We start from the raw sequence: 26778 nt of genomic DNA, 5'->3' as shown, positions 1-26778 counted from the left end.
CATGTGCGGCATTGTAGGGATTGTCGGCGACGCGCCGGTTGCCGAGCGGCTTGTCGACGCACTGAAGCGTCTGGAATATCGCGGTTATGATTCGGCCGGCATTGCCGTGATCGAGAAGTCTGAACTCGTGCGCCGCCGCGCGCCTGGAAAGCTCGAAAACCTGCGTACCGTACTGGCCGCCGATCCGGTGGACGGGCTCACCGGGATCGCCCACACCCGCTGGGCGACCCACGGCGTGCCGAACGAGGCCAATGCCCATCCCCATATCGCCGGTGATGTCGCGGTGGTCCATAACGGCATCATCGAGAATTTCGCAGAACTGCGCGCGGAACTGACCGCGAAGGGAATCGATTTTTCGAGCGACACCGACACGGAGGTGGTCGCCCGGCTTCTCGATGTCTACCGCCGCGAGGGCATGGCGCCGCGCGATGCGATGCTCAGCATGCTCAAAAGGGTCACCGGCGCGTTCGCACTTGTCATCCTGTTCAAGGACCGCCCGGACACGCTGTTTGTCGCACGTTACGGGCCGCCGTTGGCGATCGGCTACGGCGATGACGAGATGTATGTGGGCTCTGACGCGATCGCGCTCGCGCCGCTCGCCCACGGGATTTCCTATCTCGAGGACGGCGACATGGCGATCGTCGACCGCGATGGCGTGCTGTTCTGCGACTTTGCCGGCGAACCGGTGCGCCGCACGCGCCAGCCCCTGCAGCTTTCCTCGATGATGATCGACAAGGGCAATCATCGCCACTTCATGGAAAAGGAAATCTACGATCAGCCGGAGATGATCGCGCATACGCTTGGACGGTATTGCGATTTCGCCAATGGCCGCACCGCCGCGGCCAATGACGGGATAGATTTCGCCGCCGTCTCGCGTGTGACGATCGCGGCTTGCGGCACGGCTTATCTTTCCGGCCTTATCGGCAAGTACTGGATCGAACGCTATGCCCGGCTGCCGGTCGAAATCGATGTTGCATCCGAATTCAGATATCGCGAGTTACCCGTTTCAGATCAGGACCTTGCGCTCTTTATCTCACAATCCGGGGAAACCGCTGATACGCTCGCTTCGCTGCGCTACTGCAAGGAAAAGGGTGCCAGGACCGGCGCGCTCGTCAACGTTACCGGTTCCACGATCGCCCGCGAGGCGGATGCCGTGTTCCCGATCCTGGCGGGGCCGGAGATCTCCGTTGCCTCCACCAAGGCGTTCACATGCCAGCTCGCGCTGATGGCGGCGCTGGCACTGCGTGCCGGCCGCGAGCGCGGCACGCTGACGCTTGAGGACGAGAAGGCGCTGGTGCATGAGCTTTCGGAAGTGCCGCGCCTGATGAGCAGCGTGCTTCATGCGGTCCAGCCGCAGGTGGAAAAGCTTGCGCGCGAGCTGTCGCGTTTCCATCACGTGCTCTACCTCGGCCGGGGAACGAGCTATCCGCTGGCGCTCGAGGGTGCTCTCAAGCTGAAGGAAATCACCTATATCCACGCCGAAGGCTATGCCGCTGGGGAATTGAAGCATGGCCCGATCGCATTGATCGACGAGAACATGCCGGTGATCGTGATCGCTCCCCATGACCGCTTCTTCGAGAAGACCGTCTCGAACATGCAGGAGGTCGCGGCACGCGACGGCAAGATCGTGTTCATCACCGATGAGGCGGGTGCCAAGGCATCGTCTCTGAAGACCATGCAGACCATCGTGCTGCCGGACATGCCGGAGTTCATCGCGCCGCTGGTGTTCTCGCTGCCGATCCAGCTTCTGGCCTATCACACCGCCGTGTTCATGGGCACCGATGCCGACCAGCCGCGCAATCTCGCCAAGGCGGTGACGGTCGAATGATCGTAAGGCGCGAACGCCCTGGGGATGTCGCCGCGATCTATCTGCTGGTCGCGACGGCGTTTTCGGGTTTGCCGCACAGCGATGGCAGCGAAGCCGATATCATCCGCCGCCTGCGCAAGGCCGGCGCGCTGTCGCTGGCGCTTGTCGCGGAAGAGGAGGGGCAGGTCGTTGGCCATGTGGCGTTCTCGCCCGTGGGGCTTTCAGATGGAACGGACGGCTGGTTCGGTCTGGGCCCGCTTGCTGTCGATCCCGCCTTTCAGCGCCGCGGTATCGGCACATCGCTTGTGCTTGGCGGTCTCGAGCTTCTGAGGGATGAAGGCGCGCGCGGCGTTGTGGTGCTGGGCGCGCCAGGCTTCTACCAGCAATTCGGCTTCCGCAGCGAACCAACAATCACACTCGACGGGGCGATGGCCGACAATTTCATGGCGCTCCCCTTCGAGGGTGATCCGCCTGAAGCAAGGGTCGCCTATCACCGCGCATTTTACGGGGAGCTATGATCGTCCCGGCGTGAAGCCCTTTCGGCCTTGAGGTCTGCCAGCACGAAGAGCCTGATGGCGGAAGAAAGATTGACAGATTCATCGCGGCTGACGTCGATTTCGGCAAGAAGACCGGCAAGGCTGGAGCCACGCTCATCGGCAATACGAAGAAGCTCGGAGTAGAATTCGTCTTCAAGGGAAAAGCTGGTGCGGTGGCCGTTGAGGCTCACCGAGCGCTTGCGAATCACGTCTTGTCGTCGCCGCGCTCGCGCCGTCCCTGATCGAACTGGCGCTCGATCTTCTGCCGTTCCAGCTGGTCGCGCTGCTTTTCACCTTTGGTGCGGCCGTGGATCGCGCGGTTTTCGGCGGCCTTTTCCTCAGCCTTGCGGCGCTCGATCCGCTTTTTCTGCTGGCGCAGGTTGAGGATTTCCGCGCTCATCGGCGATCAGTGCTTCTTGCGGAAGGCATCGAGCGATACGACGGAAGCGCCGTCGTCGCTTGCTGCGGCGTCCTTGCCGTCACTGTCATTCTTGGGCGGCTCGGTCGGCGGCTCGTCTTCAAGCTCGAGCGTTGCGACATCGAATTCCAGCTCGAAATTCACCGACGGATCATAGAAACCGACGATCGCATTGAAGGGAATCACCAGCTTTTCCGGTACGTCGGAAAAGGAGAGCCCGATCTCGAACAGGGTATCGGTGATCTTCAGGTCCCAATACTGATGCTGGATGACGATGGTCATCTGCTGGGCGTATTTTTCCTTCAGCGCAGGCGAAATCTTCACGCCCGGAGCGCCGGTCAGGAAGGTGATGAAAAAGTGATGATCGCCAGGCAGGTGACCGGTGGCAGCAACTTCGGCGAGAACCTTGCGTATCATGCCCCGCAGTGCATCCTGTGCCAAGATGTCGTAGCGAATATGATCTTGCGCCATTAAGTCTTCCCACCTGTCGCCCGGTTTATGCGTTTCCCAAAGCCATAAGTCGGCTTTGCCAGAAGCGCAATCATTATGGGGGATTTTGTTCAAATTCAGGTGGAGGCTTCTGTTGCCAGGTGCCTCCGGACCCCGCCTTACAGTGCTACCCGCAAGGACTTAGATTGGGTTTCTGGAACCGCCATTAGGCAGCTACAGCGTAACCCTGAGCGTTGTTGTCATTTGCAACTACACTTGTGACCCGATAACGGTGGTATCATGCCGGGCAAAAGGTCAATCTTTACACTCTTGTCGATCCTATTTCGCCCCCATCAAAATCAGGCCTTCCCGCCTGATCATGGTGGAGGCGCCGGGTACCGCCCCCGGGTCCAATAAGCTTATTGCATTGCCGTTTATCACCATAGCCGGTCAAGCCGGCACGACTGATATAAGTGTTTCAAATGGTTCTGGAAAGGGGCGGGCGCGAGAAATTCCGGCTTATCCCGGAAAGCACGGCGCACTCTAAGCTTTGTGTTTGGACAAAATTCTGATTTAAGCCCTGCCATCTTGTTTCAAAAGCCGGTCCTGTCCAAACTCGCCCGGTCAATGGAGGCACGAATGGCGCGTCACCCCGAATATCAGTATCTCGATCTGCTGGAGCATCTTCTGGAGAAGGGCGATCGCCGCATCGACCGGACCGGCGTCGGCACGCTGTCAGCCTTCGGCGCGATGATGCGGTTCGATCTTTCGGACGGCACGTTTCCCGCCTTCACGACCAAGCGCGTCTACTGGAAGACGGCGATCAAGGAAATGCTGTGGTTCCTGACCGGGCAGACCAATATCCAGTCGCTGCTGAAGGAAAATGTCCGGATCTGGACCGACTGGCCGCTCGACAAGTATCGCAAGGCGACAGGCGAGGACATTTCGCAGGAAGCCTTCGAGGAACGCATTCTCGGCGATGATGCCTTTGCGGAACAATGGGGCGATCTCGGTCCGGTCTACGGCAAGCAGTGGCGCCGCTGGCTCGATGCCGAGGGCAGGGAACACGACCAGATCGCAACCGTGATCGAGGCGCTGAAGCATAACCCCGCAAGCCGGCGCATGCTGTTTCACGCCTGGAACGTTGGCGAACTCGATCAGATGGCGCTGCCACCCTGCCACATGACCTACCAATTCCACACCGCGCAGGCCGGGGATGGAAGGCTGAAGCTCTCGATGCTCCTGTTCCAGCGCAGCCTCGACATCGGCCTTGGCGCACCGTTCAACTGCGCTGCATCGGCGGCGCTTCTGACGATGATGGCCCAGCAGGTGGACATGGTGCCCGGAGATTTGATCTGGGTCGCCGGCGACTACCATCTCTATCTCAACCATCTCGATATGGCCGAAACGCTGATCTCACGCGATCCGCGGCCGTTCCCGAAGCTCCACCTTCGCAGGAAGCCGGACTCAATCGATGGCTATCGGATCGACGATTTCGAGGTGACGGGCTATCAGCCACATGATGCGATCGCGGCGCCTGTCGCCGTATAGCAGCTTGATTCCACAGCGATCCACTCTCGGTGTCATCCTCGGGTTTGACCCGAGGGTCCAGGCGGGTTGTTGCAGCGTGAGAAAAACGCGATGAATCACCGCTGTGCGGTCGTCCGCGAAAGCAAGAGACTCTGAAACCCAGGCCTCATCTGCGTTTCGATCAGCGGCGCGCGGGAAGGCTACCTGCGAAGGCAGCCCCGCATGAAAGGCGGGGCCCCGGCGGCCTTGCCGCAGGCATCAGCGCGCGATGCGCTTTCCCGCTTCATCGAAGAGATGCGTTGCTGCGGTGTCGAAGGTGACGCGGATGGCGGTCCCGGTCTTCAGCGCATGCTGGCCCGCAAGCACGGCCATCACCCGTTCACCTTCCCTGGTCTTGCCGTAAATCACGGTTTCCGTGCCCAGCGCCTCGACGAGCGTGACGGAAAGCTCGAAGCCGGTTTCGCCCTCGGCGGCGATCCTGATGTGCTGCGGGCGGACGCCGAGCGTGACCTTTGCGCCTGAAGCCGGCGGCGCACCGGCAATCGACACCTCGAGCACCTCCTCGCCGAGAAGGTTGACTGTAACGCTTGCTGAATCGGACTTGCTCACGGTTGCCGGCAGGAAGTTCATGGCGGGCGAGCCGATGAAACCCGCCACAAAAAGGTTTGCGGGACTGTTGAAGAGTTCGAGCGGCGTGCCGATCTGCTCGACCACGCCGCCGCGCAGCACAACGATCCTGTCGGCAAGCGTCATGGCCTCGACCTGATCATGGGTCACGTAGATCATCGTCGTCTTCAGCCGGTCGTGGAGCGCCGAAAGCTCGGCGCGCATGTGGACGCGGAGCTCTGCGTCGAGGTTCGACAGCGGTTCGTCGAACAGGAAAACATCCGGATGGCGCACGATGGCGCGGCCGATGGCCACGCGCTGGCGCTGGCCGCCGGAGAGCGCCTTCGGCTTGCGGTCGAGATAGGGCTCGAGCTCCAGCATCCGCGCGGCCTCGCCAACGCGGTCGGCGATCTCCTTCTTGCTGATGCCCGCGAATCTGAGCGCAAAGCCCATATTCTCCTGAACCGTCATGTGCGGATAAAGCGCATAGGTCTGGAAAACCATGGCGATGCCGCGCTTGGCGGGATCTTCATCGGTCATATCCTGGCCGCCGATCGCAAGCGTGCCGTCGGTAATGTCCTCAAGGCCCGCGATCATCCTGAGCAGCGTCGATTTCCCGCAGCCCGACGGACCGACGAAGACGACGAACTCGCCGGATTTTATGTCGAGATCGACCCCCTTGATGACTTCGACGGCGCCGAAGCTCTTACGGATCTTGTTGAGCGAAACATCTGCCATCTCAAACCTCAGCTGATCGTGAAGGTGACGGTGCCATCTGCAAAGGCAGGGCAGCGCGCCGTCAGTGTCAGTGTGCCGGCCGCATCGCCCGCTTCGACGTAAAGGCCTGCGGAGCCGCCCCGGAAACTGGTGATCTCGGGGCCGACAATCCGGCCGTCACCCTCAAGCGACAGCGAAACCGGTTCGTCGAAGAAGGCCATGACGTTGCCGCACTGGTCAAGCGCACGCAGGATCACGCGCACGCAGTCCTTTTCGCCCGCGCGAAGCGCGGTTGCATCCGGCGCGATCTCCATCGTCGTCGGGATCGGATTGCCGGACAGCTTCATGGTCTTGACGGGCTTGCCTTCGATGTAGCCGGTGAGCGTGCCGTCGAACCACTGGCGTCCCCAGTCGCCGAACTCTTCGGCGGAGACATTGGTGGTATCGAGAATGACCGGCGGATGGGCAAGATGCGGATAGGTGGTCCGGTCCGGCTCCACGCGCTTCGGCGCACTGTCGCCCACGGCAAGCTCGATATAATCGCAATTCGTCAGGATGATCAGCGGCAGGACGCCACCGATGTTGCGCTCGCCGCGGGCCCAGAAGGTCACCGGCTGCAGCACCACGCCCTTGTCAGGGTCGCCCTGCGAGGCATAGGCGTAGGCCGCAAACTTCGGCTCGCGGTGCATGTCCATGACACCGTGATAGCAGATCCGGTCACCGGAGCCGAAATCATGATGGGTATTGTAGTCGAACATGCACCAGCCGGTCCCACCCACGATATCCGGGTCGCCGGCGATCGCGTTCATCATCTGCAGATGGCGGGTCACGTGCTCGGCCTGGCGGCTTTCCTGGTCGAAGCGCTTGGTCGGGTACATGTGACCGTTATATTCGGTGATCATGTAGGGCACGTTTTTTGAGAGGCCCGTCACCTGCTTTTGCGACCGCGTGCTGCGGCGGGCCTCGTTTCTGCCCGGCTGCTCTTCGTCACCCAGGACGAAGTCGTTCATGGTGTAGACGTCTTCAAGCAGCTCGCTGTTCTCGATACAGCGCACGCCGCCCGTCTGGCGGGTAGCGTCGAGTTCGTGCGCAAGGCGGTTGGTCTCGGCGTAGAAGTCATGGTCGTCAGCGGATTCGTTGATGCGAACGCCCCAGATGATGATCGAGGGATGGTTCCAGTCGCGGGTGATCATGCGCCGGACGTTTTCGATCGATTCCAGTTTCCAGGCTTCGCCGCCGATATGCTGCCAGCCGGGGATTTCCTCGAACACCAGCAGGCCAATCTCGTCGCAGCGATCAAGGAAGTACTTCGACTGCGGGTAGTGCGAGGTTCTGGCGACATTGCAGGCCAGCTCGTATTTCAGAATATCGGCGTCCTTCTCCTGTCCGCGCCGGCCCATGGCATAGCCGAGATAGGGCCAGCTCTGGTGACGGTTGAGACCGCGCAGTTTCAGGGGGCGGTCGTTCAGGCGGAAGCCGTCGGCGGCGAAGGACACGGTGCGGAAGCCGAAACGGCTTGAAAAGGCATCCGTGCCCGCTTCGGTCTGAAGCGTGACGGAGAGGGTATAGAGCGTCGGGCTGTCGATATCCCACAGCTCAAGACCTTCGAGGCCTTCGATCGACAGCCGGGTCTTCGTCCCGGAGGCCGCCGCCTCGGCGGTGGCGATCTCCTTGCCGTCCGCGTCACTCAGCTTTGCGCGCAGGGTGCCGGCGGTTGCCTCTGTCAGGAAGACATCGGCGGTGACCGTCTTGCGGGCGGAGAGCGCATCCGGCGTCTCGATCTTGACGTTGTCGATGGCCACCGGCGTGGTGATCTTGAGCCAGACATCGCGGTAGATGCCGGCAAAGGTCAGGTAGTCGATGACATTGCCGAAGGGCGGGATCTCGGGGTTCTCGCTGCCGTCGATCTTGACGGTGAGCAGGTTGTCGCCGTCTTGCAGATGGGATCCGATTTCAACCTCGAAGGGCGTATAGCCATCCTTGTGGGCGGCGATCTCGGTTCCGTTGAGATAGACGACGGAATCGGCCATCGCCGCGTCGAAGACGAGCGTCACGCGCTTGCCCGAAAAGGATTCCTCTTTCGCGATCAATTTCTGATAGGTGAAGGCGCGCTGGTAGCATGTCTCGTCGAAATAGTTGAACGGCAGCTCGACGGCGGTGTGCGGCAGGCGCACGGTTTCACCGTCACGCAGCGTGTTGGCGGCTTCTGCATCGAAACCCTCGGAAAACACCCAGCCGGCATTGAAGTTCAGAACTTTACGCATGTGTATGACCTATTTCACGGAGCCAAGCATGCCCTGGACGAACTGGCGTTGCATGGCGAAGAATATGATGAGCGTCGGCAGCGTGGCGAGGATCGTGCCGATCATCACCGTGCCGTAATCGGGATAGTAGGCAGAGGCGAGCGAGGAGACGACGAGCGTGATCGTCTTGGTCTCGTTCGACTGCAGCACGATCAGCGGCCAGAGGTAGTTGTTCCAGTACAGCATGAACACGATGATGAAGGCCGCCGCATAGGTCGAGCGCATCACCGGAAAATAGATGTAGAGGAAGATCTGCCATTCCTTCAGGCCATCGACCTTGGCCGCGTCGCGCAGTTCCGAGGGAAACGCCTTGGTCGCCTGGCGGAAATAAAAGATCGAGAAGGCCCAGGCGATGAAGGGCAGGATGATGGCGATGTGGCTGTCGATGAGGCCGGCCTTCGCGGTCATCATGAACAGCGGGATCATGATCGCCGCAAACGGCACCATCAGCGTCAACAGCACGACCGCATAGACCCGGTCGCGGAATTTCGAGCGGAATACCTCGAAGCCGTAACCGGCAAGCGAGGTTATGGCGAGGGTCAACGCCGTGCCCACGGCTGCGATCTTGATGGAGTTCCACATGATCAGCGCGACATCGACCTGGGCGAAGAACGCCTCGATATTGGTCATCAGCGCCCGGCCGAAGGTGACCTTGCCGATGACGATGTCGGCGGTCGTGTTGGTTGCCCCGATGACCATCCAGAAGAACGGGAACACCGAGATGAAGGCGGCGAGCCCGAGGAAGATGTATTTCAGCGAACCGGACGCGGTCCTGAGCAGGCTGCCCTTTGTCATTTGCGTTCCCTCGCGGCGTAGAACTGCAGGAAGGAGAGGATCGCCACAATCAGCACGATGACGTATGAGACCGTCGCCGCGTAGCCGAAATTCGGCATGAAGCGGAAGGTCAGGTTGTAGATGTAGAGCGAGAGCGTCAGCGTCGCATTTGCCGGGCCGCCCTTGCCCTCGGTCAGATTGTAGACTTCGTCGAAGAGCTGCAGCGTGCCGATGGTGGAGGTAATCGTGGTGAACAGGATCACCGGCTTCAGCATCGGAATGGTGATGTGCAGGAAACGCCGCCAGGCGGGTACGCCGTCGATGCGGGCGGCCTCGTAGATCGACCTGTCGATGTTCTGAAGCGCTGCGAGATAGAAGATCATGTTGTAACCGGTCCAGCGCCAGGTAATGGCGAGGATCACCAGGACCTTTGCCCAGAACGGATCCGTGAACCACTCGATCGGCTGATCGGCGAGACCGATCGCCATCACCGTGCTGTTGACGATGCCATTGGTGGCGAACATGCTCTTGAACAGGATCGAGTAGGCGACCAGCGAGGAGACGCAGGGCAGGAAGATCGCGGTGCGGAAAAGCCCCGCAAACCTGAGCTTGGGGTTGTTGAGCGCGTTTGCGAGGATCAGCGCGAGCATGATCATCACCGGCACCTGGATGACCAGGAAGGTCAGCGTATTGGTCAGCGCCTGCCAGAAGACCGCGTCATACCAGAGCCGCTCGATATTCGAGAAGCCGGCAAATTTCATCATCATGCCGCGTCCGGAGTAGAACGACAGCACCAGCGAGCGGATGATCGGATAGAACATGAAGGCGGCAACGAGCAGCAGCGCTGGTGCTACGAACAGCCAGCCGTTGACGTCGTAAAACCGCTTCAGATTGCCGGGTCTGGATTTAGCCATGGTTAGTCCCAGTTGCAGGCGATGCATGTCGCCGGCCCGTAAAAGTCATGGAGCAAAAGGCGGGGCGGCGTTGCCGCCCCGCGCAGGGCACCTTACTGGATCTGGAACTTAGCCTGATCGTTGATGGCCTTCAGCACTTCATCGACCGGCTTGCCGTCGATCAGCGACTGGAGGTTTGCGGCAACGGCGGTATCAAGCTCGTTGGTAAAGATACCGTAGTCGACGGCCGGGATCTGGTTCAGCCAGTCGGAGAATTTCTGCCAGACCTTTTCGCCGCCGAAGAAGGGATCGGCTTCCTGGTAGGCTTCGCCTTCGCGCGCTGCGAGCAGCGATCCGACAGCGCCGCGCTCGACCAGGATCTTCTGGTAGAATTCGGTGTCCTCGGCGTAGATCGCATTGAGGAAATCGACCGCCTCGTCCTTCACGTCGGAGCTTTCGAGCACATACCAGCTCGAGCCGCCAAGGTTCGACGCATTGCCGGCGCCTTCGACACCGCCAAGCGACGGAATGGGCGCGATGCCCCACTTGCCGGACTGGTCTTCCTGCGCCTTGATCGTGCCGGTGATCCAGACGCCGGTGATGACCGAGGCGACATTGCCGGAGGTGAACGCGTTGACATAATCCGACCAGCCGGTTGCCGGGTAGATCAGGCCTTCCTTGGCAATCTTGGCCTGGGTTTCAAGCGCTGCCTTCAGCGCAGCATTGTCGACGATGTCGAGATCACCGTTCTCGTCGAAATACCAGCTGCCTGCCGACTGCATCATGATGCGGGTCATGCCGCCGTCATTGAGGTCGAGCGTGGTCATCTTGTGGCCGGTCTTGGCTTCGACATCCTTGCCAATCTCGATGAACCGGTCCCAGGTGATGTTCTGCATGTCCTCGGGCTTGTAGCCCGCTTCCTCAAGATAGTCGCGGCGGTAGTACATGCCGGTGACGCCGGTGTCGAAGGGCATGCCGTAGACCTTGCCGTCAACGGTCATGAGCTGCACCTTGTACGGTGCGAAGGCGTCATAATCGACAACGCCGTCCATCGCGGCAAAGGCGCCGGGGAAGGACTGGAGATATTTCTGTGCGCCGTAGTCCTCGATCAGCACGATATCCGGCAGCGCATTGGTCGCGCCGGACGCGAGCGCCGTCTGAAGCTTCTGCTCGACGTCGGCCTTGGCGAAGTCGACGACGTTGAAGGTCGTGTCGGGATGAGACTTGGTGTAGATCTCGCCCGCTTCTTTCATGATCGCGACGTTGAAGTTGGGGTCCCAGCACCAGATGGTGATCTCGCCAGCGAAAGCGGCCGATGCGCCCAGAACACACGCACCCGAAAGAGCCACACCCGTGATGCGGCTCAGAACTCTCTGCTTATCCATTGGTTTTCCTCCCTTTAGGACAAAGTCGCGGCTCTCCCCGCCACTCGATCATCAGCTAACTGCAAATCGGAAAACGTGGCAATAAAAAATTTAGTAAAATACAGGTAAACAAATCAGATTCCTGGCGGATGCCTGCAGCTGTCGCGCCAGATCATCTCGCTCGGGATCGAGACGCGCTTGGTATAATCCCGGCCATTGATCCTTTCGACCAAAAGATCGACAGCGCATTCGCCGATCGATTCGCCAGGAATCTTCATCGTCGACAGGGCAGGGTTGAGAAACTGGGCCACAGGAATGTCGTTGAAGGAGGCGATCGCGATGTCGTCGGGAACGCGAAGTCCGGCCTCGAGCAGGGCCCTGCCGGTTCCAATTGCGATATTGTCATTCGCCGTCAGGATGACATCGGGACGGTCTGTGCGCTCGAGCAGATCGCGGGCGTGTTCATAGCCGACTTCCAGACGCAGGTTCTGGCCGTCATTGCAGTCATTGTTGAGCGCGATGAGGGCCGGGTCGAAGGTGCCGTTCGCCTTCTGCCAGTCGACATAGGCGCGACAGCGGGTTTCGCTGTAGGGCGAGCCGCCACCGCTGATCCGGTCCTCGGCGCCGATAAAGGCGATCCGCTTGTAGCCGGCGGCGGAAAGGCCATCGAGAATCTTCACGGTCGCAACCGCCAGATCGCTGTGAACGCAATCATACTGCTCGTCTGCAGGCAGGAAATCGGCAAATACCACATGCTCGCAGCATTCCGCCAGAAACGCGATTTCCTCCGGCCGGTGCTTGCCGACGGCGATGATGCCAGCAGCGCTTTGCAGTAGGCTCGCGGCATTGGCAAGATCCGAGTGGAAGACCTTCAGGATTTCGCTGTTGTAGAACTGCGATCGCCGCTCGATGCCAAGCCGCACGCCGATATAGTAGGGATCGATCAGCTCCTCGTCGCGGTCGAGGAAATGGACGGTCGCAATCAGCGGAATAGCGGTGCGCGCCGGTGGCCGGCGGATGGGATGCGCCTTCTGGCGCTGCCGGTTGCGCGGGGTGGCATAGTCCAGCGCCTCTGCCGTTTCAATGATCGCCTGTCGCTTCGCCTCGCTGACAGAGAGCGTCGGATCGTAGTTCAGGACGCGCGATACCGTGCCGGCCGAAACGCCGACGGCCTTTGCAATTTCTCGAATTGTGACCATGAATTTCCTCCGCGCATCAAGGGAAACCCGGTGCGCCTGGTAAATTTTTACCTATTCGGCGCAGCGCTGCAAGCTTTTCCTCAAGCAACCCGGACGCCCCGGGGACTTTGACTCCGTAAACAGTTGGCTAATTGTCGGGAATCTGAAACGATCGTGATACAGACTTGAACACCAGTCTGTACTGCAGGGGGCAGGGGATTGAAGGCAAAGCAGAACGAGGAACCGCAGGCGGGTCTGGCGATGATGTCGCTCGCCGCGCTCGGTATCGTCTATGGCGACATCGGCACCAGCCCGCTCTATGCATTTCGCACGGCGCTCGGCTACGTGACCATCGATCAGGCATCCGTGCTTGGCATCCTCTCGATGATCGTCTGGTCGCTGGTGATCGTGGTCTCGATCAAATATCTGCTGATCGTGATGCGCGCCGACAACCATGGCGAGGGCGGCATCCTGGCGCTTCTTGCCCTGATCCAGCCATGGCGCGGCAAGGCGTCCATCGGCAAGAAGTCGCTGCTGGTCATCGGTCTCTTCGGGGCGGCCCTGCTTTACGGGGACGGCATGATCACGCCTGCGATATCGGTGCTGAGCGCCGTCGAGGGGCTGCAGACGATCGAGCCCAGAATCGCGCGGTTCGTTATCCCGATCACCATCGTCATTTTGCTCGCGCTGTTTTCGGTGCAGTGGCGGGGCACGGCAAGCGTGGCAGTGCTGTTCGGGCCGGTCATGCTGCTCTGGTTTGCGGCGATCGCGGCGCTCGGCGTCCTCAATATCGTCCATCATCCGGTCGTGCTGGAGGCGCTCAATCCGGTCTATGCCGTCAAGTTCGGCCTCGCCAAGCCAGCGCTCGCTGGCGTGGTGATGGGCGCGGTGTTTCTGGCCGTCACCGGTTGCGAGGCGCTTTATGCGGATATGGGCCATTTCGGCCGATCGCCGATCAGGCTCGCCTGGTTTGCATGCGTGTTTCCGTGTCTGGTCATCAATTATTTCGGACAAGGCGCCCTTGTTCTGTCCGACAGCGTGCATGCGAGCCAGCCCTTTTATGGACTTGCACCCACGGCCTTGCGCATCCCGCTCCTCGTTCTCGCGACCGCAGCCACGGTGATTGCATCGCAGGCGGTGATTTCGGGCGCTTTCTCGCTCACGCGGCAGGCCGTCCAGCTCGGGCAGTTTCCGCGTATGGAAATCCGCCAGACTTCAGCCGAAGAAACGGGCCAGATCTATGTTCCGACGATCAACCTTGCGCTGGCCATCTGCACGGTGGCGCTTGTGCTTGCCTTCCGCAGCTCGCAAAACCTGGCTGCCGCCTATGGCGTGGCGGTCAGCACGACGATGGTGATCACCACCATCCTGCTCTATTTCGTGATGATCTACCGCTGGCAGTGGAAACTCTGGTACGTGCTGCCGCTGACGCTCTGCCTTGCAGTGATCGATCTGACTTTCCTTGCGGCGAACAGCCTGAAGATCATGGAGGGCGGTTTCTTCCCGCTTGCCGTCGGCGCGCTGGTGTTCGTCATCATGCGCGCCTGGTCCTTCGGCCGGAGACGGATCGTGCGTTTTCTGACCGAGGATGGCATGAACCTCGATGTTTTTCTGGAGGAATTGCGCGGCAAGGATGTCCCGCGGGTGCCGGGTACCGCGGTGTTTCTCACCGCTTCGCTCCCGCGCGTTCCGCGTGCGCTGATGCAGCAGTTCCGACACCTGCCGGTACTCCACGAGCGGGTCATCCTGCTGAATGTGATCAGCGATGAAGTGCCAAGCGTGAACGCGCGCGGGCGGTTCGAGGCGCAGGATCTGGGGCAGAACTTTACCGTGCTGCACCTGCATTATGGGTTCATGCAATCGCCCAATATTCCGGTCGCGCTGCGTCTCTATGCGGAAGTGGATAACAGTCTCGACCTCGAGCAACTCACCTATTTCGTGGGGCACGAGACCATCATTCCGTCGCAGCGGGTGTTCTTCCTGCGCCGCCTGCAGCAGAAGCTGTTCATGTTCCTGGCGCGCAATGCGATGCGCTCGACATCCTTCTACAAGCTTCCGCCGGAAAAGGTTGTCGAGCTTGGCGTGCAGATCAAGCTTTGAGCGCGCGCCGCATCAGAAAGTCGGCCCCGAAAGCCCCAGAACATAAGCCGTGATCGTGAAGTAGAGCAGCAGGCCGGTGAGGTCCACGATCGTGGTCAGTGCCGGTCCGGAAACGACGGCAGGGTCCTGCCTGACCGCGATCGCGGCAAGCGGCAGCATCGCCCCGATGAGGGTTGCAGAGAAGACCTGGGCCGCAAGGGCAATCGCGATCGCAAAGCCGATCGTTTCGAGCGACAGGCCCTGCGGCACATCGGCCGCATTCGAAATCAGCAAGACCTTGAGAAAGGCGAACAGGAACAGCATCGCCGCCATCAGCAGCGACACCCGCGTTTCCCGCCACAGGATCCGCATCGCATCCGGCCATCTGAGATCCCCGCTGCTCAGCACCCTCGTGACCAGACTTGCGGACTGGGTGCCGACATTGCCGCCGGTATCGGCGACCATCGGCATATAGAGCGCGAGGATGACCAGCGCATCGAGCGCATCCTCGTAGATATGAACGACATAGCCGGCGGCAAGACCGGCAATCGCCAGCACCAGAACCCAGGGGAAACGGCGGCGAAAATCGCTCCAGACGGTGTGCTGGAAATAGTCGTCCTGAACCTTGCCGGAAAGACCGGCCCAGCGGTCGGCATCCGCCTGCAACTCGTCCACCAGAAAGGCATGCGCGCGTTCGCCATGGACAACCCCCGCAACTCTCCCCTCCGCATCGAGAACCGGAAGCAGGTCGATATGGCGTTCGTCCATCAGAAAGGCGGCGCGCTCGGCCGTGGTGGCGCCGATCCGGACTGTCTTTGCCTTGCGGTTCATGATCCGCTCGACCGGTTCATCAGCGCCGCTTTTGAGGCAGTCCTGCAGATTGAGGAGCCCGAGAAAGCGCCGCTCGGCATCAACGACGCAGGCGAGCGTGTAGAAGTGGCCTTCTTTCGCGGCAAAACGCTTCGCGGCTTCCGCGCAGGATGTGTCTGGCGCAATCAGCAGCGGATCGGTGTCCGAAATGGCTTCTACGGGTTCGGTTGAAGGCAGGAGAGAGGCCGAGCTGGCAAGATCTGTCATTGATCCGTTTTCTCTTATCGTTGACGGGCAGTGGAACCTATCCGGCGGAGATTACAGTTTTTCGATGATCATCCGTTTGCCGTCACAAGATTGTCCGGAATTCGCTGACGCCGGGGGCGTTGTAGAAGAAGCGGACCTCGGGCACTTTCATGTCGTGTCCAAGAATGACGGCGATATCGTCAAGCACCTGTTCGGTAATGCGCGGCAGGCTGAAGTCGCGTGCCCGCTCGAGCGGTATCCACTGAAGATGCGACAATTCGGCATCCGCGCGTGAAAAGTCGTCCGGATCCGAGCCGAGTTCTTCGGCATCGACGAGGAAGAACCGCGCATCGAAGCGCTTGTGCATGGTGATCGGCGTAATCGCGCGGAAGACGTAGCTGACTGCCGCTGCAGAGGGCACGAAACCGGCAGAGGCAAACCCTTCCCAACCCTTCGGCACCGCGCCGGACCAGGCGCCGCGGCGGCCGAGGATCTGGCCGGTCTCTTCCCACAATTCCCTGATCGCGGCCGCCACCAGCGCCGATGTCAGTTCCGGCGCACCATCGTGCTGGGCAAGGCGTGCGCTGCAGATCGGGTTGAGGTCACCCGAAAGGCGCACCGCGCTGTCTGTCGCATCGACACTGCCGCCGGGAAACACAAAGCGCGAGGGCATGAACGAGGACGATTGCGATCTTTGTCCCATGAGCACGCTGGGCGCTGTCAGCCTGTCGCGAATGACCACAATGCTTGCCGCATCACGCGGCGTCACAATGGACGCTGAAACGTCTTGCTCGATACTCATCTCATCCTCCCGTCTCATCTTACCCTTTCGCTTGCCGGGCCGGCAGCCAAGAAAGTCTGGGGCCGCGACGTGATCGCAGGCGCGCGGCCTACCGGACGCCCGCCATCTGACGCCTTGCCGCATCCCGATAGACCGATGCGGCCTGCCGATCGGGCGCTTCGGTCTTTTCGACATGAACCAGGCATGTATGCGCAGCACAGCCCTGGCCGAAACCCGATGTCGGGATATCAGGGGTGAGTACGTTGGGATTGCCGGCAAGGTCGCAGCCCGTTTGTGGATCTGGGGTGAACCACGCGCCCGTCGGCAGCACGATCACGCCTTGTCGCACATTCTCGGTGAGTTTCGCCGTGGCAAGGCAGGCGCCGCGCGCGTTCGAAAGCCGGACGACGTCTCCTTCCGCGATGCCCCGCTCGGACGCATCGAGCGGGTGGATCGCCGCCTGTTCGCGACCGCCGCGCTTTTCTGCAAGGCTTGCCCTGCCGGTGTCGAGTTGGCTGTGCAGTCGCCCCTTCGGCTGAGACGAGATCAGATGCAGCCGGTCGCCCGCCTCATCGCCAAGCCATTCCATCGGTTCGATCCAGGTCGCATGCGGCGGGCAATCCTCAAGCGCCAGCGTGCCGAGCCTGCGGCTGCCCAGAACGATCTTTCCGGTTTCCGTCGGCAGCCGGGCCTTGTGAGGATCGGCACGAAATTCGGAAAGGTAGACGTGGTTGCCCTTCATTGGGACCGGGACCGCCCCCTCAGACCAGAATGTATCGAAGTCCGGCATCGCTTGGCCGAGCGTGCTCCTCGCATGGTCTGCGGTCAACGCGTAGAGATGGCGCAGCCATCCGTCCTCGTCGCGTCCTTCCGTGAAGGCTTGCTCGACGCCGAGCCTTTGCGCAAGCGCCCGAAAGATTTCGAAATCCGATCGCGATTCGCCCAGTGGTTCGATTGCCTTCTGCATGGCGATGATCATGTTCGAGCGTCTGTGGCCTGCGATGTCGTTGCGCTCAAGAGAGGTCGATGCCGGCAGGATGATGTCGGCCCGCCGCGCGGTCGCGGTCAGCATCGGATCCTGCACGATGATTGTTTCCGGCCGTGTCCAGGCCTCCTGAAGGCGGTTCAGATCCTGGTGGTGATGGAAGGGATTGCCGCCTGCCCAATAGACCAGCCGGATATCCGGGTAGGTGCGGGTCTTGCCGCTATAGGTGTAGGTCTCGCCTGGCTTCAGCAACAGGTCGCTTATCCTCGCCACCGGAATGAAGCTGTTGATGGGCTTGATGCCCTGGCTCATCGCAGGCGACCGTCCGACCCCGATATCGGCGCCGACAGCGCCAAGCGAACCATATCCATAACCAACGCCGCCGCCCGGCAGACCGATCTGGCCGATCAGCGATGCAAGGCCGAGGGCAGCCCAGTATGGCTGCTCTCCGTGGTGGGCACGCTGGAGCGACCAGCTCAGCGTCATGAAACTGCGGGTTTCGGTGAGCTGCCGAGACAGTTGACGGATCCGGTCGGCGGAAAGTCCGGTGATGGAAGCCGCCCACGCGGCGGTCTTGGGCTCTCCGTCGCTTTTTCCTTCAAGATAGGCAAGCAGCTCCTGGGCTCCGCTTGTGTATGTCTCCAGGAAGGCGCGGTCGTGGCGGTTCTCGGCGATGATCTCGCCCGCAAGGCCAAGGAGAAGGGCAGTGTCGGTGTTGGGCTTGATCGGCCACCATTCGGCGCCGACCCAGTCGGGAATGTCGTCACGCACGGGCGAAATGTGGACAATCCGCATGCCCTTGTCGCGCATGCGCGCGAGGTTTTCGGAAAGCGTGTGGACGGAGATGCCCCCGGATTCGTTCTGCGCGGTGCGGGGGCTCAGGGCGCCGAAGACGAGCAGTGTCTCGGTATGGTCGATCAGCGTGTCGAGCGTGCTCGCCTTGCCGCCGCACGCATCCTCGTTGCCAAGCGTGTGGCGCAGGATGACGGGGCCTGCCGCGATCGAATAGGTATCGACATGGCCGGTATAGCCGCCGACAAGGTTCAGCATGCGCTTCAAGAGGGTGGGTGCGTGATGGAAGCGCCCGGCGCTTGTCCATCCGTAGGACCCTGCAAAGATGGATTCGTTGCCGTGTTCGCCCGCGACGCGCCTGATTTCGCCCGACACGAGGTCCAGCGCATCGTCCCAACTGACCGTCACGAAACGGTCGTCGCCCCGCCTGCTGCGGGACGCCGCAGGGCGATCCGATAGCCATGCCTCGCGCACCATCGGCTGCAGGACCCGGTTCTCCGGCTTCGCCCATTCGACGACGGAATGGATGATGTCTGAGGGTTCCGGATCGCCCGGAAAGGGTTCCACGCCGACGATCCTGCCGTTTTCGACCAGAACCGTGTAGGTCCCCCAATGGCTGGCGTGAGAAAAGCGTTCGATCATGTCTCGGGCAACTCCTGTGTCATGCCATCATCGGTCGGTGCCACGGCGACCGGTACTTTCGCACTTACCGATAACCGACTTCTGCGATTGCATCCATGAAAACGTGCCGCGTTTGCCTCGGACAATGACGGCCCACCCGATGCGTCGGCATGGTGGCGAGGCCGACACGGGCCGGCAGTGTGATGAAATGTGAAATATCTCTTCACAACAAAGTGTTCGCCTGCTGACGTCGCGCCGGAAGAGAATGAGTGCGCCCGTGAAATAGTCTGAAAAGCGCTGAAATCTGTCTATGCGCCAAGAGAACAGGTCTGCAATCTCGCCAAAAATCCTGATGCACGCCCACCGCTGCTGTCTGTTCAAGTGCGTAAGCGGTTTGCGATAAGACTTTGTTGCAATCGTTTCAGTTGAGCTAATCTGCATTTTTTGCAAATAATGCTTGTGTAAGAATATTCACTTGCGCCGGAAAACAGCCCTGTCCATAGTCTCTGTTCAGTCCGTCTTTTGGGACCAATAATGAAAAACAAAATTCGTCTCGAACGCTCAAGATTTCTGCTTACGCAGATTTTGCCCGCAGTGGCGCTGACATTGCTTGTCGGCTTCGGTGTGCTCGGTCTGTTGCTCTGGTCTTCCCATACGACCGACCACGCTTCGCGCGATCGTCAGTCGAGGCTTGTCGAACTTGTCGTCTCCAAGCTCCGAGAGGCTGCAGCTCACGATCAGGAGAGCGTGACGGTCTGGGACGATGCAGTCGAGCAGGTTCGGCTGAATGACACCGATTGGATCGATATCAATCTCGGCGCGTGGATGGGCGACTATTTCGGCTTCGACGGCGCCTACGTACTCGGCCCCCGGGACCAGCCCATTTACGCCTACACCAATGGCGGGCGCGCGTCTCCCGAAGCCTTCGAAGCCATCGCGCCGGAGGTTGTCCCGCTTGTGGACGCCTTGCGCTCGAAGATGCGGGCAGGCGATGTCAGCCAGGTGAACGAGATGGTGCTCAGCCCCGGCGTCGCGGACATCGCCGTCATACGGAACAGACCTGCGATCGTGACCGTGAAGCCGATCGTGTCGGATACCGGCAATATCGAGCAGATACCAGGAGAAGAGTATGTCCATGTGTTGGTCAGGTTCGTTGATGGCAGTCTCGTCGAGGAACTGCAGACCGACTACATGTTCGAGGACCTCTATTTCTCGTGGGTCGCCGCCAATGAGCGGGGATTGTCCAGCCAACCGCTGAAATCCGATGGCGGTGCCACGATCGGATATTTCGTCTGGCATCCCTATCAACCCGGTTATGTGATCATTTCCAAGGTCGTGCCGGTGCTGACCGCGGTGATTGTGCTGGCCCTTATCCTCGTGGTCACCTTCCTCGCCCTCAACCGCAAACGCGCGAAACGCCTTGCCGCGAGCGAAGAGCGGATCCGCTACCTTGCGCTTCACGATTCTTTGACTGGCCTGCCAAACAGGACGAGCTTCAATGACCGGGTCGATGAGGCGCTGGCTGAAGCCGGCAATTCAGGGATATCGCTGCTTTACCTCGACCTCGATCGTTTCAAGCAGGTCAACGACACACTCGGTCATTCCGCGGGCGATGCTCTGATTTACGAGTTCGGGCGGCGTCTCGCTGCCCTTGTGGGCGAGGATGACATCGTTGCCCGTTTCGGAGGCGACGAGTTCGCGCTGATGCTGCGCAACTACGCCGACTGTGACGAGATGGAGGGCATCTGTCAGGCGATCATCGATGAGGCACGCCGTCCCTTCGACATTGGGGGAAACAAGGTTTTCGTCGGCGTGAGCGTTGGCGCTTCCGTGGCGCAGGTTGACGGTATGGACCGAACCGAGCTTCTGAGAAAGGCGGATGTCGCGCTCTATTATTCCAAGACCACCGGCCGCGGCCGCTACTCCTTCTTTTCGCAGGCGATGGACCAGGCCTTGAAGCTGCGTCAGCATACCGAGACAGACCTGAGAAAGGCCCTGAGCGAAGAGGGACAGTTGCTGGTCTACTATCAGCCGATCCTGTCGAGCGAAAGCCACAAGACCATTGGTTATGAGGCGCTTCTGCGCTGGCGCCATCCCGAAAACGGCTGGATTTCACCCGAACTCTTCATCCCTATTGCCGAGGACACGGGGCTGATCTCGCAGATCGGCACTCTCGTGATGCGCGAAGCCTGCATTGCCGCCGCGGCCTGGTCCGAAATGACGGTTGCTGTCAATGTATCTGCGGTCGAACTCGGCGATCCAGACTATGCCGCACGGGTGCGGTCCATTCTGGAAGATACTGGCCTTGAGGCGCGCAGGCTCGAGCTTGAAATCACCGAATCGGCTGCGACTGACGAGAACAGCATCGCTGGCGACAATCTCCGCAGCCTTCGCAATATGGGCGTCCGGATCGCGATCGACGATTTCGGCACCGGATTTTCTTCCCTTGGACGCCTCCATTCGCTCAACGTCGACCGTATCAAGATTGACAAGAGTTTTGTCCAAGGTCTCGGTCCGCGCAGTGATGACGAGGCGATCATCCGTGCGATCGTCGATCTGGCGCACGCCAAGGGTCTAAAAACGACGGCCGAGGGGGTCGAAACCAAGGCGCAGGAAGAGCGTCTGGCGCGGATCGGCTGCGATGATCTTCAGGGCTTTCTCTATTCGGTGGCGATACCGCTCTGGGAGGTCAACCGCAGCCTGGTCTTTGGCGCGAAGGAACAGGACCTCTCTTCGCAAACCTCCTGATGGTTCCCCTTTTGATAGGTCTTGCCGCTGCCCGCACTCGCGGTCAGAGGGCTGCGGCTCACAGTCGGCTGCCGCTTGTCCGATTTAAATGCAATATTGGTCTGTTCGCTGGCATGCAAACCGGCCTAGACTTCGCTGCGATGAATATGTGAAGGGAAGTCTCAATGCCGACGCCATCCGCCAAAGCCTATGTGCCTTTCGTCAGCGTCGAAAACATGATGCGGCTGGTGCATAGCATCGGCATCGAGACGATGATGATCGAACTTGTCGAGGCGCTGGAGAAGGATTTCCTGCGCTGGGAGCAGTTCGATAAGACGCCCCGCGTGGCCGCTCATTCCGAAGGTGGCGTTATCGAACTGATGCCGACCTCCGACGGCATCCGCTACGGCTTCAAATATGTGAATGGCCATCCCGACAACAAGCTGACGGGCCACCAGACGGTGACCGCATTCGGGCTGCTCGCCGATGTCGCGACCGGCTACCCGGTTCTTCTGACCGAGATGACGCTTCTGACCGCCATCCGCACGGCAGCGACCTCTGCCATGGTTGCCCGCCATCTAGCGCCGGAGAATGCCGCAACGATGGCGATGATCGGCAATGGCGCGCAGGCCGAATTCCAGGCACTGGCGATGAAGGCCGTCGCCGGCGTCAGGTCGCTCCGGCTCTACGATATCGATCCTGAGGCAACGGAAAAGACGCGCCGCAATCTGGAAGGCAGCGGTCTTTCGGTGACAGCCTGCCGTTCGCCCGAAGACGCGGTGGTGGGGGCCGGGATCGTCACCACCTGCACGGCGGACAAGCAGTATGCCACGATCCTGACGGACAACATGATCGGAGCGGGAATTCATATCAATGCGATCGGCGGCGACTGCCCCGGCAAGACTGAACTCCACCCCGATATCCTTAAGCGCGCGACAACCTTCGTCGAATATCCGCCGCAAACGCGGATCGAGGGCGAGATCCAGCAGATGGGCGATGACTACCCCGTGGTCGAGTTCTGGAAGGTGCTTGCAGGCGGCGAGGCCGGCCGCACGGACGAAAGCCAGATCACCCTGTTCGACAGCGTCGGCTTCGCGATCGAGGATTTTACAGCACTTTGCTACGTCGCGGAGCGGATCAAGGGGACGGGCTTTTTCGAAAACCTCGACATGATCGCAGATCCAGACGACCCGCGCGATCTGTTCGGCATGCTTCAGCGTGGCTAGATCTCTTTCCGCTCGCGCAAGACGCAGTGCGGGTCCGGTGTCAGAGATCCGCATAGCCTCGGGCAAGATGTCTGCCTGGTGCATCTGCTTGAAGACGAGGTCGGCCAGTGCACGACCATAGCGAGGGCAGGGTGATGCCTGCGCGGTCGTCCCCGGATTTCAGAGCGAGAGGGCGCGCTGTTTTATGATATGAGGGGCGCGTTGCCCGCCCTGGAACAGACACCGGAGTTTCATCATGCCGCATCTCGATCTGACCTCACACAGGATCAATTACCGCGTTGATGGCGGGGCCGGGCCGTGGCTGGTGTTCTGCAACTCGCTCGGAACCGATTACACCATGTGGGATGCGCAGGTCGCGGGCCTTGCCGATCATTTCCAGATCCTGCGCTATGACCGCCGCGGCCACGGCGCCTCCGGTGCCCCGCAGGGGCCTTATACGATGGATGATCTCGGAGGCGACGTCCTGGCGCTGATGGACGCACTCGACATCGGGCGCGCGCATTTCTGCGGCTTGTCTATCGGGGGATTGACGGGACAGTGGCTTGCGATCAATGCGCCGGAGCGGTTTGATCGCATGGCCTTTTGCGCAACAGCCGCCCGGATCGGCAGCGCAAACGGCTGGGCCGATCGCATTGCAGCCGTCCGTGCACACGGCGTCGCAAGCTTGGCCGCTGGAACCCGAGAACGCTGGTTCACGCCGGAATTTGCGGTGGAAAACCCGACTGTCGTTGCCGGCATCATCGATCGTTTTGTGGCAACAGATTCAGATGCCTACGCCGCCTGCTGCGCCGCGCTCGCCAAGGCGGATTTTCGCGATGCTCTTTCCGAGATAGCAAACCCCGTGCTCGCCATTGCCGGCGCCGATGACCCCGTCTGCCCGCCTTCCGATCTCGCCGTGATTGCCGATACGGTGCAGGCCGGAAAACTCTGCATTCTCAACGGACGCCACATCGTCAATGTGGGGGCCGCGACCGCCTTCAACGCAGCCCTCGCCGCATTCCTGACCGGACCTGCAGGGTAGCGGCGGAGCAGTGGCGCGTCTGACCGCTCAACCGTTGGGCAGGCGATAATCGGCGGGTCGACTATTGGCGCGTACGAGCCGCATGTTCGGCAGATCGTTGCCCTCCATTTTTCGTGTGCGGTCTTCCGGGCTGAAATGTGCCCATCGTGCCGACAGGCGATCGTGAAGCACCTCTTCCGGAACGTCGATGAACACCGTCTTGTCGAACATCGCCGTCACCGGATGCCAGCGAACGTCGTCGAGAAGAAGATAATTGCCTTCGACGATAATCAGCCGGGCTTCCGGTCCGATAATGCGGGCGCCGGCGCGCGCGATCTCGATTGCGCGATCGAAGACCGGCACGGCAACCTCTTCGCCGTCGTCCTTCTGGATGCGTCGGAGCGCGGACAGGAGCCCGCCGGCGTCGAACGTGTGTGGCGCGCCCTTTCGCGCGAGGTCGCCGCGCGCCTTGAGCACGATATCGTCGTAGTGGAAGCCATCCATGGGAAGGACCTGAACCTTGCCGGGCAGAGTGTCGTTCAGGAGATCGAAGAGCGAATCTGCGACATGGCTTTTGCCTGCGCCGGGCGGACCCGCAAGCGCGACAAGCGTCCGGCGGTCGCCGGTCGCGAGCTGTTGCAGTTCGTCAGCGAGCTCTGCCAGCTCGACCCTCTTTTCCATTGCATTCCTCCCTCGGGAAAACGGCTGTTGTCCGTTTTGTTAATCGTATTCCGGACCCGGATCGTCGATGATCAGCCGGGGCGGCACGACGGAAATCTCGCCCGCCCGCTCTTCTTCGCCGTCGAACCACGCAAAGCAGACCTTGATCAGGTTTTCGACATCCTGACGCAGCATCAGCGTTTTCACCGGCAGGCAGGCCGCGAAGGGGTCCCAGTCGAAGCAGGCCACGCGCACATTGCTGGCGAGATCCGGGCGATCCCGCCAGAACGTCGCAAAACCTTCGAACGCCGTGATCGAGTTGATGAGCATGGCAAGTGGTGGGTTGCCGGGGGTTTCGAACAGGTCTGACAGCGCCTTGTGGGCGGCGACAGGACTATAGCCGCAGCGGACGATGTCGCCATCCCCGGCTGTCAGGTTCTTCTCCTGCATCGCGGCCAGAAAGCCCTTGATACGAAGGTCCGTCGCATATTCGCTTTCGCGCCCGCCGAGAAAGATCGCGCGTGCGTCCGGGGCGAGATCTTCCAGAAGACGGCGCGTCAGGGCGCGCGCGCCGCCGAAATTGTCCGTCACCACCGAAAAGGCGTCGGGACCCGGAAGGTCGACATTGACGCAGCGAACGCCCTTGTTGCGGCATAGGCGATTGATTGAGGACGGGTTTTCGACACCGGCGACCACCAGAAGCTCGACATCCTGCATCACCAGTCTCGCCGCGACCTGACGTTCTATTTCCGGGTCGCGCTGGGTGCTGACGACAATCGGCACCAGACCGCGCGCGCGCGCTTCGCTCTCGAAATTTTCCACCAGTCCGGCAAAGAATCGATTTCGGTGATGGGGAATGATCATGCCCGCAAGCGATGACCGCCCAAGGCGGAGCGCGCGGGCGCGCTGATTGGCCTGGTAGCCGAGCTCTGCGGCGAGCGCGAGCACACGTTCGGCTGTCTCCGGATTCGTGCGGTGCTTTTGCCATGTTCCGTTGAGCACGAAGCTCACGGTCGAAACAGAGGTGCCAGCGGCCTCGGCAAGGTCGCGAATCGTTGGCCTTTTCCTCGTTTTGCTCATGGAGTCATCCGTTTTTCATCATTTCGCTTAGCTGTAGCGTTGCAGGTTGACAATTGCAAAACCGGATTGACACTGCAAGCTAAAAGGATTTAGCTAAGCGCATCCGGCGGAAATAGCGGCAGGAGGCCGAGACCGGATTCGCAGATTTCAACAGGAGGAGAGCCCCATGGCATTGATTTCCATGACCCGTCGCGCGCTATTGGCGGGCGCAGCCACGATGATGACCGTATTTGCCGTTCCGTCAGTTCAGGCGCAGGATCAGACCACGATCGGCGTTGTTGCGAAGATCGGCGGAATTCCGTGGTTCAACGCGATGGAAGCTGGCATCGAGGAAAAGGCTGCTGAGCTCGGCGTGAACGGTTTCATGATCGGCCCGACCAGCGCCGATCCGGCGCTCCAGGTCCGGGCGATCGAAGATCTGATTGCCCAGGGCGTGGATGTGATCGGCGTCGTGCCGAACGATGCTGCCGTGCTGGAGCCGGTCCTGAAGCGCGCCCGCGATCAGGGCATCATCGTTCTGACCCACGAATCGCCCGATCAGCAGAATGTCGACTGGGACTTCGAGCTCGCTTCGGCGGTCGGCTTCGGTGAGGCCTATGGCAAGCAGCTGGGCGAGATGATGGATGGAAAAGGCAAGTATGCCGTATTCGTTGGCGGTCTGACCGTTCCGCTCCACAATGCCTGGGCTGACGCCGCCATCGCCTATATCCAGGAAAACTATCCGGACATGGAAATCGTCGGCGACCGCTACGGCGTTGCCGAAGATGTCGATGCCTCGCGCAAGACCGCGCTCGACCTGATGCGCGCCAATCCGGATCTCGGCGGCATCCTCGGTTTCGGCAGCCAGGGCCCGATCGGCGCGGCCCGTGCCGTGGAAGAACGCCGCAAGGTGGGTGAGGTCGTGGTGCTCGGACCGTTCTCGCCGGGGCAGGGCCGCAAGCTCGTCCATGACGGCGTGCTCTCCGGCGGGTTCATGTGGAACCCGAAGCAGGCCGGGGAGGTGTTCGTGACGCTCGGCACCATGCTGGTGAATGGCGAAAAGATCGAGGCCGGCATGGAGATCGAGGGCCTTGGCGTCATCGATCCCGATGTCGAGGGTCGTGATATCATTGTCGATCAGCTGGTGCAGATCAACAAGGATACCGTGGACGATCTGGCTGGTCTCGGCCTCTAGCAGCAACTGTTGCGCCCGGTGCGGAACGGCATCTGCCGATGC

General features: G+C 60.8%; 22 protein-coding genes and 1 other RNA gene. 8 read left to right on the top strand and 15 right to left on the bottom strand.

What is annotated here, in order from left to right; genetic code table 11:
* The first annotated feature begins 1 nt into the window (after position 1).
* Together glmS and HPQ62_RS03790 are read left to right on the top strand one after the other, a co-directional pair.
* The gene (glmS, locus tag HPQ62_RS03795) at positions 2–1828 is read left to right on the top strand and encodes a glutamine--fructose-6-phosphate transaminase (isomerizing) (protein WP_174801146.1); all 1827 of its coding nucleotides are present in this window, start codon (positions 2–4) and stop codon (positions 1826–1828) included.
* The gene (locus HPQ62_RS03790; protein WP_174801145.1) at positions 1825–2325 is read left to right on the top strand and encodes a GNAT family N-acetyltransferase; all 501 of its coding nucleotides are present in this window, start codon (positions 1825–1827) and stop codon (positions 2323–2325) included. The genes glmS and HPQ62_RS03790 overlap by 4 nt, the downstream gene beginning before the upstream one ends.
* Here HPQ62_RS03790 and HPQ62_RS03785 read toward each other — a convergent pair.
* From HPQ62_RS03785 to ssrA, 4 genes are all read right to left on the bottom strand, one after another.
* A complete protein-coding gene (locus HPQ62_RS03785; protein ID WP_174801144.1) occupies positions 2310–2552 on the bottom strand; it encodes a ribbon-helix-helix domain-containing protein in 243 nt (80 codons plus the stop codon). The genes HPQ62_RS03790 and HPQ62_RS03785 overlap by 16 nt on opposite strands.
* Positions 2549–2743, bottom strand: a complete 195-nt coding sequence (locus HPQ62_RS03780; protein ID WP_174801143.1) for a DUF4169 family protein — start codon at positions 2741–2743, stop codon at positions 2549–2551. Before HPQ62_RS03780 ends, HPQ62_RS03785 begins: the two co-directional genes overlap by 4 nt.
* Before the next feature lie 6 nt (positions 2744–2749).
* Positions 2750–3232, bottom strand: a complete 483-nt coding sequence (locus HPQ62_RS03775) for an SspB family protein (RefSeq protein WP_174801142.1) — start codon at positions 3230–3232, stop codon at positions 2750–2752.
* Between the two features lie 98 nt (positions 3233–3330).
* Positions 3331–3689, bottom strand: a transfer-messenger RNA (tmRNA) gene (gene ssrA, locus HPQ62_RS03770).
* 140 nt (positions 3690–3829) lie between these two features.
* Between ssrA and thyA the strand changes: the two genes are divergently transcribed.
* Positions 3830–4741, top strand: a complete 912-nt coding sequence (gene thyA, locus HPQ62_RS03765; protein ID WP_174801141.1) for a thymidylate synthase — start codon at positions 3830–3832, stop codon at positions 4739–4741.
* Positions 4742–4978: 237 nt separating this feature from the next.
* On the opposite strand, the gene HPQ62_RS03760 is transcribed toward thyA, so the two are convergent.
* The 6 genes from HPQ62_RS03760 to HPQ62_RS03735 form a co-directional block, all read right to left on the bottom strand.
* The gene (locus tag HPQ62_RS03760; RefSeq protein ID WP_174801140.1) at positions 4979–6064 is read right to left on the bottom strand and encodes an ABC transporter ATP-binding protein; all 1086 of its coding nucleotides are present in this window, start codon (positions 6062–6064) and stop codon (positions 4979–4981) included.
* An 8-nt stretch (positions 6065–6072) separates the two neighbouring features.
* Complete coding sequence (locus HPQ62_RS03755; RefSeq protein ID WP_174801139.1) at positions 6073–8307, bottom strand: glycoside hydrolase family 2 protein; 2235 nt, start codon at positions 8305–8307, stop codon at positions 6073–6075.
* Positions 8308–8316: 9 nt separating this feature from the next.
* The gene (locus tag HPQ62_RS03750) at positions 8317–9141 is read right to left on the bottom strand and encodes a carbohydrate ABC transporter permease (RefSeq protein WP_174801138.1); all 825 of its coding nucleotides are present in this window, start codon (positions 9139–9141) and stop codon (positions 8317–8319) included.
* Complete coding sequence (locus tag HPQ62_RS03745; RefSeq protein ID WP_174801137.1) at positions 9138–10034, bottom strand: carbohydrate ABC transporter permease; 897 nt, start codon at positions 10032–10034, stop codon at positions 9138–9140. The genes HPQ62_RS03750 and HPQ62_RS03745 overlap by 4 nt, the downstream gene beginning before the upstream one ends.
* Before the next feature lie 92 nt (positions 10035–10126).
* Positions 10127–11398 (bottom strand): ABC transporter substrate-binding protein, encoded by a 1272-nt coding sequence (locus HPQ62_RS03740; RefSeq protein ID WP_174801136.1) that lies wholly within the window; start codon positions 11396–11398, stop codon positions 10127–10129.
* A gap of 113 nt (positions 11399–11511) precedes the next feature.
* On the bottom strand, positions 11512–12576 hold the full coding sequence (locus HPQ62_RS03735; RefSeq protein ID WP_174801135.1) for a LacI family DNA-binding transcriptional regulator: 1065 nt from the start codon (positions 12574–12576) through the stop codon (positions 11512–11514).
* Positions 12577–12774: 198 nt separating this feature from the next.
* Between HPQ62_RS03735 and HPQ62_RS03730 the strand changes: the two genes are divergently transcribed.
* Positions 12775–14655, top strand: coding sequence for a potassium transporter Kup (locus HPQ62_RS03730; RefSeq protein WP_244629536.1), 1881 nt, complete (start codon positions 12775–12777; stop codon positions 14653–14655).
* 12 nt (positions 14656–14667) lie between these two features.
* Here the strand turns inward: HPQ62_RS03730 and HPQ62_RS03725 are convergent, their stop codons facing one another.
* From HPQ62_RS03725 to HPQ62_RS03715, 3 genes are all read right to left on the bottom strand, one after another.
* Positions 14668–15711 (bottom strand): magnesium transporter, encoded by a 1044-nt coding sequence (locus HPQ62_RS03725; protein ID WP_174801134.1) that lies wholly within the window; start codon positions 15709–15711, stop codon positions 14668–14670.
* Positions 15712–15793: 82 nt separating this feature from the next.
* Positions 15794–16492 carry an NUDIX hydrolase gene (locus HPQ62_RS03720; protein ID WP_174801133.1) on the bottom strand — a complete coding sequence of 233 codons (699 nt, stop codon included), beginning with the start codon at positions 16490–16492 and terminating at the stop codon, positions 15794–15796.
* Positions 16493–16580: 88 nt separating this feature from the next.
* On the bottom strand, positions 16581–18890 hold the full coding sequence (locus tag HPQ62_RS03715) for a molybdopterin-dependent oxidoreductase (RefSeq protein WP_174801132.1): 2310 nt from the start codon (positions 18888–18890) through the stop codon (positions 16581–16583).
* A 513-nt stretch (positions 18891–19403) separates the two neighbouring features.
* On the opposite strand from HPQ62_RS03715, the gene HPQ62_RS03710 reads away from it, so the two are divergent.
* From HPQ62_RS03710 to pcaD, 3 genes are all read left to right on the top strand, one after another.
* Complete coding sequence (locus HPQ62_RS03710; RefSeq protein WP_174801131.1) at positions 19404–21617, top strand: putative bifunctional diguanylate cyclase/phosphodiesterase; 2214 nt, start codon at positions 19404–19406, stop codon at positions 21615–21617.
* 164 nt (positions 21618–21781) lie between these two features.
* Positions 21782–22822 (top strand): ornithine cyclodeaminase, encoded by a 1041-nt coding sequence (locus HPQ62_RS03705; protein WP_174801130.1) that lies wholly within the window; start codon positions 21782–21784, stop codon positions 22820–22822.
* A 235-nt stretch (positions 22823–23057) separates the two neighbouring features.
* Complete coding sequence (gene pcaD, locus HPQ62_RS03700; protein WP_174801129.1) at positions 23058–23843, top strand: 3-oxoadipate enol-lactonase; 786 nt, start codon at positions 23058–23060, stop codon at positions 23841–23843.
* A 27-nt stretch (positions 23844–23870) separates the two neighbouring features.
* Here pcaD and HPQ62_RS03695 read toward each other — a convergent pair whose 3' ends face one another.
* The gene (locus HPQ62_RS03695; RefSeq protein ID WP_174801128.1) at positions 23871–24503 is read right to left on the bottom strand and encodes a nucleoside/nucleotide kinase family protein; all 633 of its coding nucleotides are present in this window, start codon (positions 24501–24503) and stop codon (positions 23871–23873) included.
* Between the two features lie 39 nt (positions 24504–24542).
* Positions 24543–25562 carry a substrate-binding domain-containing protein gene (locus tag HPQ62_RS03690; protein ID WP_174801127.1) on the bottom strand — a complete coding sequence of 340 codons (1020 nt, stop codon included), beginning with the start codon at positions 25560–25562 and terminating at the stop codon, positions 24543–24545.
* Between the two features lie 181 nt (positions 25563–25743).
* Between HPQ62_RS03690 and HPQ62_RS03685 the strand changes: the two genes are divergently transcribed.
* Positions 25744–26736: a substrate-binding domain-containing protein gene (locus tag HPQ62_RS03685; RefSeq protein WP_174801432.1), complete on the top strand. Its 993-nt coding sequence runs from the start codon at positions 25744–25746 to the stop codon at positions 26734–26736.
* The last annotated feature ends 42 nt before the right edge of the window (positions 26737–26778 follow it).

The sequence above is a fragment of the Martelella limonii genome (assembly GCF_013344475.1).
Taxonomy (GTDB): Bacteria; Pseudomonadota; Alphaproteobacteria; order Rhizobiales; family Rhizobiaceae; genus Martelella; species Martelella limonii.
This window is presented reverse-complemented; position numbering and strand designations above follow the sequence as displayed.